A 6,102-nucleotide genomic window follows, 5' to 3' on the forward strand; every position below is an offset into this window, starting at 1 on the left:
CCGCAACGTGGCCCGCATGGCACTGCTGCTGGCGGGGCTGCCCGTAACGGTGGCGGGAGTGACCGTCAACCGGTTGTGTGCCTCGGGACTGCAAGCCATCATGCAAGCAGCGCAAGGCATTATGACAGGCGCGGGCGATGCGTACCTGGCCGGCGGTGTCGAGAGCATGAGCCGCGCACCCTTTGTGATGAGCAAGGCGGACGAACCTTTTTCGCGTAAGGCGGAGGTGTTTGATACGACGCTGGGCTGGCGGTTTGTGAACGATAAGCTCTCGGCGCTCTATCATCCATACTCCATGGGCGAGACGGCCGAGAATGTAGCCGCGAAATATAAGATCCTCCGCGAAGAGCAGGACCGCTTTGCGCTGGAATCGCAGACGCGGTACCAGCGTGCGCACGAGCAAGGCCGCTTCCACAACGAGCTGGTGCCGGTAGCGTTACCCTCACCGGCCGCGCGCCGCGAGATCATTCTCTTTGATAAAGACGAGCATCCCCGTGCCACCACCCTGGAAAAACTGGCGACGCTGAAGCCTGCCTTCCGCGAGCAGGGCACTGTCACCGCCGGAAACTCGTCCGGCATAAACGACGGCGCCGCAGCCTGCCTGGTCGTAAGCGAGGCACTATTAAAACAACTCAACCTCACGCCCCTGGCGCGCATTGTGTCGATGGCGGTGGCCGGGGTGGACCCGGCTTATATGGGTGTAGGCCCCGTGCCGGCCACGCGCAAAGCCCTGCAGCGCGCGGGATTGACCGTGGCAGACCTGGACCTGATCGAACTGAACGAAGCCTTCGCTTCCCAGGCGTTGGCGTGTATAAAAGACCTGGAATTGTCGCCCGACCGGGTGAATGTCAACGGCGGTGCCATCGCCCTGGGCCATCCCCTGGGCTGTAGTGGCGTGCGCATCAGTGCCACCTTGCTGCACGAAATGAAACGCCGCGGCGCCCGCTACGGGCTGGCCACGATGTGCATTGGTGTAGGGCAGGGCGCCGCCATCGTGTATGAATCTTTATGAGGTATTTTTTTGAGATAGCCTACCACGGCGCCGCCTATAGCGGGTGGCAGTCACAGCCCAATGCTGTCGGCATTCAGGCCGTGGTGGAAGACGCCCTGACCAAGTTGCTACGCGAGGAGATCAGCATCACCGGCAGTGGCCGCACCGACGCCGGCGTTCACTGTGAGCAACAGTTCTTTCACGCGGACATCGAAAAGGAATTCGACCGGTCGGCGCTGTTGGCCAAGCTCAATTCCTTTTTGCCCAAGAGCATCGCGATCCATTCCATACGCCCCGTACATCCCGAGGCCAGCGCGCGCTATGACGCGTACGAGCGGACCTATCATTACCGCATCACGCGGGTGAAAGATCCCTTTTCCGAGGGGCTGGCCTTGCACTACTTTCGTCCCCTCGACGTCGGCGCCATGAACCGGGCGGCGGCGACGATGCTGGGCGAGCACGACTTTGCCTGCTTCAGCAAGGTACAGACAGACGTCAACCACTTTCGCTGCGACATGAAAAAAGCCGAGTGGCGGGAGGACGGCTCGCGGCTGGAGTTTACGATCACGGCCAACCGCTTTCTGCGGGGCATGGTGCGCGCCATTGTGGGCACGCTGCTGGACGTAGGCAATGGACGCACGTCGCTGCGCGAGTTTCAAGCCATCGTACAAAGCGGCGATCGGAAGAAGGCCGGGGCCAATGTGGCGCCGCACGGACTGTACCTCAGCCGTGTTAAATACCACAGCCGTATATTTGTAAAAGAATAATCGTACTTAATACTGAGAAGCATGACAAACATTCGCGTAGGCATGGGCTATGACGTGCACCAACTGGAAGAAGGCAGGGATTTTTGGATGGGAGGCATCAAGCTGCCCGCCACAAAAGGTGCCGTGGGCCACAGCGATGCCGACGTGCTGATCCACGCCATCTGCGACGCGCTGCTCGGCGCGGCCAACATGCGCGACATCGGCTTCCACTTTCAAAACACCGACAACCGGTGGAAGGGCATGGACAGCAAGTTCTTCTTAAAAGAGGTAACGCGCATGATCGCCGAAAAAGGCTGGAAGGTCGGCAACGTCGACTGTACTATCTGCCTGGAGAAACCCAAGATCGGTCCGCACATCGATGCGATGAAGCAGGCGATGGCGCCGCTCATGAATGTGACGGAGGAGGAGATCGCGATCAAGGCAACCACAACGGAGAAGCTGGGCTACGTGGGCCGCGAAGAAGGGGTGAACGCTTCGGCGGTGGTGCTGATCTATAAATAATGAGCCTCTCCATCATCACTACCGGCGACGGGTCGCATTCGCTGCTCAACACGGCGCTGAACGAGACCTACCACTCGCGCCACGGCGCCGTGCAAGAGTCGCTGCACGTCTTTATACAAGAAGGCCTCGACCGCTTCGTGGCGTCGGGTGCCACGACGGTGTCCGTGCTGGAGGTGGGTTTTGGTACCGGCCTCAATGCATTGCTCACGGCGCAATACGCCAAAGCGAAAGGCGTAACCGTGCACTATACATCGCTGGAAACGACACCGCTGCCGGAAGACCTGTGGGGACAGCTGAATTATACTGCTTCGCCGGAAGCGCAGACACTTTTTTATGCTATCCACCAGGCACCGTGGAACCAGCCGGTCGTGGTACGACCGACATTTCAGTTGCAGAAGCTAACGGTATCCCTACAAGAGGCTGCCTTGCCGGCGGCGCAAACGGATGTGGTGTACTTCGACGCCTTCGCGCCGAACAAGCAGCCCGAGATGTGGACGTACGACATGCTGGCGAAGGCCGTGCAAACGTTGCGGTCGGGTGGAATGTTTGTTACGTATTGCGCCAAGGGACAATTAAAACGTGATCTGAAAGCCCTCGGGTTGACAGTAGAAACGCTGCCCGGACCGCCCGGCAAAAAGGAAATGGTGCGCGGTGTGCGGAGCGTGTAGTTCATTGAAAATTCTTCAATCGTTTTCGACATTTCTTGAATTTTTCAAAACTGGTCAGGGTGCAATCGTATTCGTTTTTTAGTTTTTGAAGCATTCTGAATTTTTTGTGAAAAGATTCAAAAAATTCTTTGCAGCGCTGAAACCTCAAAAAATTCTTCTGTTTTCTCCATAACTTTATAGACTCTGTTCCGCTCAAAACAGAGATTTAACACACCCATAACAACCAGTAAACGCCAGAAGAAATGAAAGAAACAACCAGCCGTGGTTTGTACACCCCTGAACTGGAACACGATGCCTGCGGGATCGGCTTTGTCGCCAACATCAACGGCAACAAAACCAACCAGAACCTGCGTGACGCATTGTGCATGCTCGAGAACATGGAGCACCGGGGAGGAAGAGGGAGCAGCCCAAAGACGGGGGATGGAGCCGGAATTTTAATCCAGCTGCCCCATGAATTTTTCACCGAAGAAGCAACACGCCTGGGCTTCACACTGCCCGCCCTGGGGAAATACGGCGTGGGGATGGTCTTTTTTCCGCGTGATAAGAAGGTGCAGAATGCTTGCCGCGAAGTGCTGCGCAAGAACATTAAGGAACTGGGTTTCGAGCTCATCGGCTTCCGCGTTGTGCCGGTAGACCACAGCGTGCCCGGCCCGGGCGCTGCCGAGGTGGAGCCTTCGATCGAGCAGGTGTTTGTTAAACCCGTGGACGAAAGCCTAACCGGCGACGACCTCGAGCGTAAACTGTTCGTGCTGCGCAACTATACCCAGCACATCATTGAAGACACCGTAAAAGGCAACAACAAAGATTTTTATATCACGAGCTTCTCGGCGCGTACGATCATTTATAAAGGTCAGTTGCGCACCGAGCAGTTGCGCGCATATTTCGACGACCTTCAGGACACGCGACTCAAGACAGCCCTGGCACTGGTTCACTCGCGTTTCTCGACCAATACCTTTCCGAACTGGAAACTGGCGCAGCCGTTCCGTTACATCGCACACAACGGTGAGATCAACACGATCCGCGGCAACGTCAATAAAATGAAATCAAAAGAGGCGCTTTTCAAGTCGACGTTGTTCACCGACGAAGAATTGAAGAAGCTCACGCCGATCACCAGCCCCGACGGCTCTGACTCGGCCAACCTCGACGCCCTGGTAGAAATGCTGGTTCTCTCGGGCCGCACCATTCCCCACGTGATGATGATGCTCGTGCCGGAAGCCTGGCAGGACAACAAGCTCATGGATCCGCACCGCAAGGCGTTCTATAAATATCACGCTTCCATGATGGAGCCGTGGGACGGCCCCGCCGCGCTTGTCTTTACCGACGGTACGCGCATCGGTGCTACGCTCGACCGTAACGGTCTGCGTCCGCTGCGCTACTGCGTGACCCGCTCGGGCCGCGTGATCGCAGGCTCTGAAGCCGGTGCCCTGCAGATCGACCCGAAAGATGTGGTGGAAAAAGGCCGCATCACGCCGGGCAAAATGCTCATGATCGATACGGAGAAAGGCAAGGTCCTGGACGACGACAAAGTAAAACGTGCTGTATACGAAGGCAAGTCTTACTACAACTGGATCATCCAGAACCGCCTCAAGCTGCGCCTCGAGCCCGAGGTGGAGTGGGTGGAAACTTCCTTCGACGAGAAGACGCTCACGCAACGTCAGAATGCGTACGGCTATACCGCCGAAGATATCAAGACCATCATACTCCCCGTGGCTGAAAAAGGCTACGAAGCCATCGGCTCGATGGGTGACGATACGCCACCGGCGATACTCTCGAAAGAGAGCCGCCACATCTCCAACTACTTCAAGCAGCTGTTCGCGCAGGTAAGTAACCCGCCGATCGACCCGATCCGCGAGCGTTTGGTGATGTCGCTCTTCACACGTGTGGGCGCCAGCCTGAACGTGCTGGACGAAACGCCGCAGCACACCAACCAGGTACACATCTCGCAGCCCGTGCTGCTGAACGACGACCTGGAAAAGCTCAAGCACCTGCAAGACCAGGGCTTCGAGTACGCCGTGATCCAATGCGTGTTCAACGCAGACGGAGCGCCCGGCCGCCTGGAAGAAAGCGTCGACCGCATCTGCGCCGAAGCCGAGAAGGCTGTGCGCGCGGGCAAGAAGATTCTCATCCTGTCGGATAAAAAGATCAGCAACGAATACGCACCGATCCCCTCCATGTTGTCGGTGGGTGCAGTGCACCAATACCTGGTCAGCAAGCGCATCCGCACACAAGCGGGCATCGTGGTAGAAGCCGGCGACGTGTGGGAAGTACATCACTATGCTACCATCATCGGCTACGGCGCCAGCGCGGTAAATCCGCACATGGCGCTGGAGACCATCCACTCCATGAACAAGCACGGCATGTTCTACAAGCCGCTGCCCGATGAAGAGGCATTTGCCAACTACCAGAAAGGTATCGGCAATGGCCTGCTGAAGGTGATGTCGAAGATGGGTATCAGCACGCTGCAGTCGTACCAGTCGTCACAGATCTTCGAAGCCCTCGGTTTGGGCAGCGACGTGATCGAGAAATGTTTCCGCGGCACCATCAGCCGCATCGAAGGCCTTTCGTTCGACGACCTGGCGCAGGAAGTGCTCGTTCGCCACAAACTGGCGTACGAAGCCGAAAGCAAAGAGCTGCAAGTGGGTGGCATCTACCAGTGGAAACGCCGCGGCGAGAAACACATGTTCAGCCCCGAAGTGATCCACCTGCTGCAACATTCTACGAAAACCAACAACTTCGAGCAATACAAGAAGTACGCGCAGCGCATCAACGAGCAAACGAGGGAGCAGATCACGATCCGCGGCCTGTTTGAATTCAAGAAGCGCAACCCGGTGCCTCTCGAAGAAGTGGAGCCGGTAGAAGAGATCTTCAAGCGCTTTGCCACGGGCGCGATGTCGTTCGGGTCGATCTCGCACGAAGCGCACAGCACGCTGGCCATTGCCATGAACCGCATCGGCGGGAAGAGCAACAGCGGCGAAGGGGGCGAAGACGAAGTACGTTTTGAAAAGAAAGCCAACGGCGACTGGGAGCGTTCTGCCATCAAGCAGGTAGCCTCCGGACGTTTCGGGGTCACCAGCTATTACCTCAGCAATGCCGACGAGCTGCAGATCAAGATGGCGCAGGGAGCGAAACCCGGCGAAGGAGGTCAGCTGCCCGGTCACAAGGTAGACGACTGGAT

5 protein-coding genes are annotated in these 6,102 nt (G+C 57.4%); all 5 read left to right on the forward strand.

Annotated elements, in window-relative coordinates; genetic code table 11:
• Positions 1–1,012 (forward strand): thiolase family protein (locus tag KK078_RS30160; RefSeq protein WP_254094738.1); only part of this gene is annotated, 1,012 nt, incomplete at its 5' end.
• Entirely contained in the window at positions 1,009–1,758 is a 750-nt protein-coding gene (gene truA / locus KK078_RS30165; protein WP_254094744.1) for a tRNA pseudouridine(38-40) synthase TruA, read from the forward strand. The genes KK078_RS30160 and truA, both read left to right, overlap by 4 nt.
• Positions 1,759–1,779: 21 nt before the next feature.
• Entirely contained in the window at positions 1,780–2,259 is a 480-nt protein-coding gene (gene ispF / locus KK078_RS30170) for a 2-C-methyl-D-erythritol 2,4-cyclodiphosphate synthase (RefSeq protein WP_254094752.1), read from the forward strand.
• On the forward strand, positions 2,259–2,927 hold the full coding sequence (gene mnmD / locus KK078_RS30175; protein ID WP_254094754.1) for a tRNA (5-methylaminomethyl-2-thiouridine)(34)-methyltransferase MnmD: 669 nt from the start codon (positions 2,259–2,261) through the stop codon (positions 2,925–2,927). The genes ispF and mnmD overlap by 1 nt, the downstream gene beginning before the upstream one ends.
• Positions 2,928–3,169: 242 nt before the next feature.
• Positions 3,170–6,102 (forward strand): glutamate synthase large subunit (gene gltB / locus KK078_RS30180; protein WP_254094756.1); only part of this gene is annotated, 2,933 nt, incomplete at its 3' end.

Origin of the sequence: Dawidia soli, assembly GCF_018598185.1 — a bacterium.
Taxonomy (GTDB): Bacteria; Bacteroidota; Bacteroidia; order Cytophagales; family Cyclobacteriaceae; genus Ohtaekwangia; species Ohtaekwangia soli.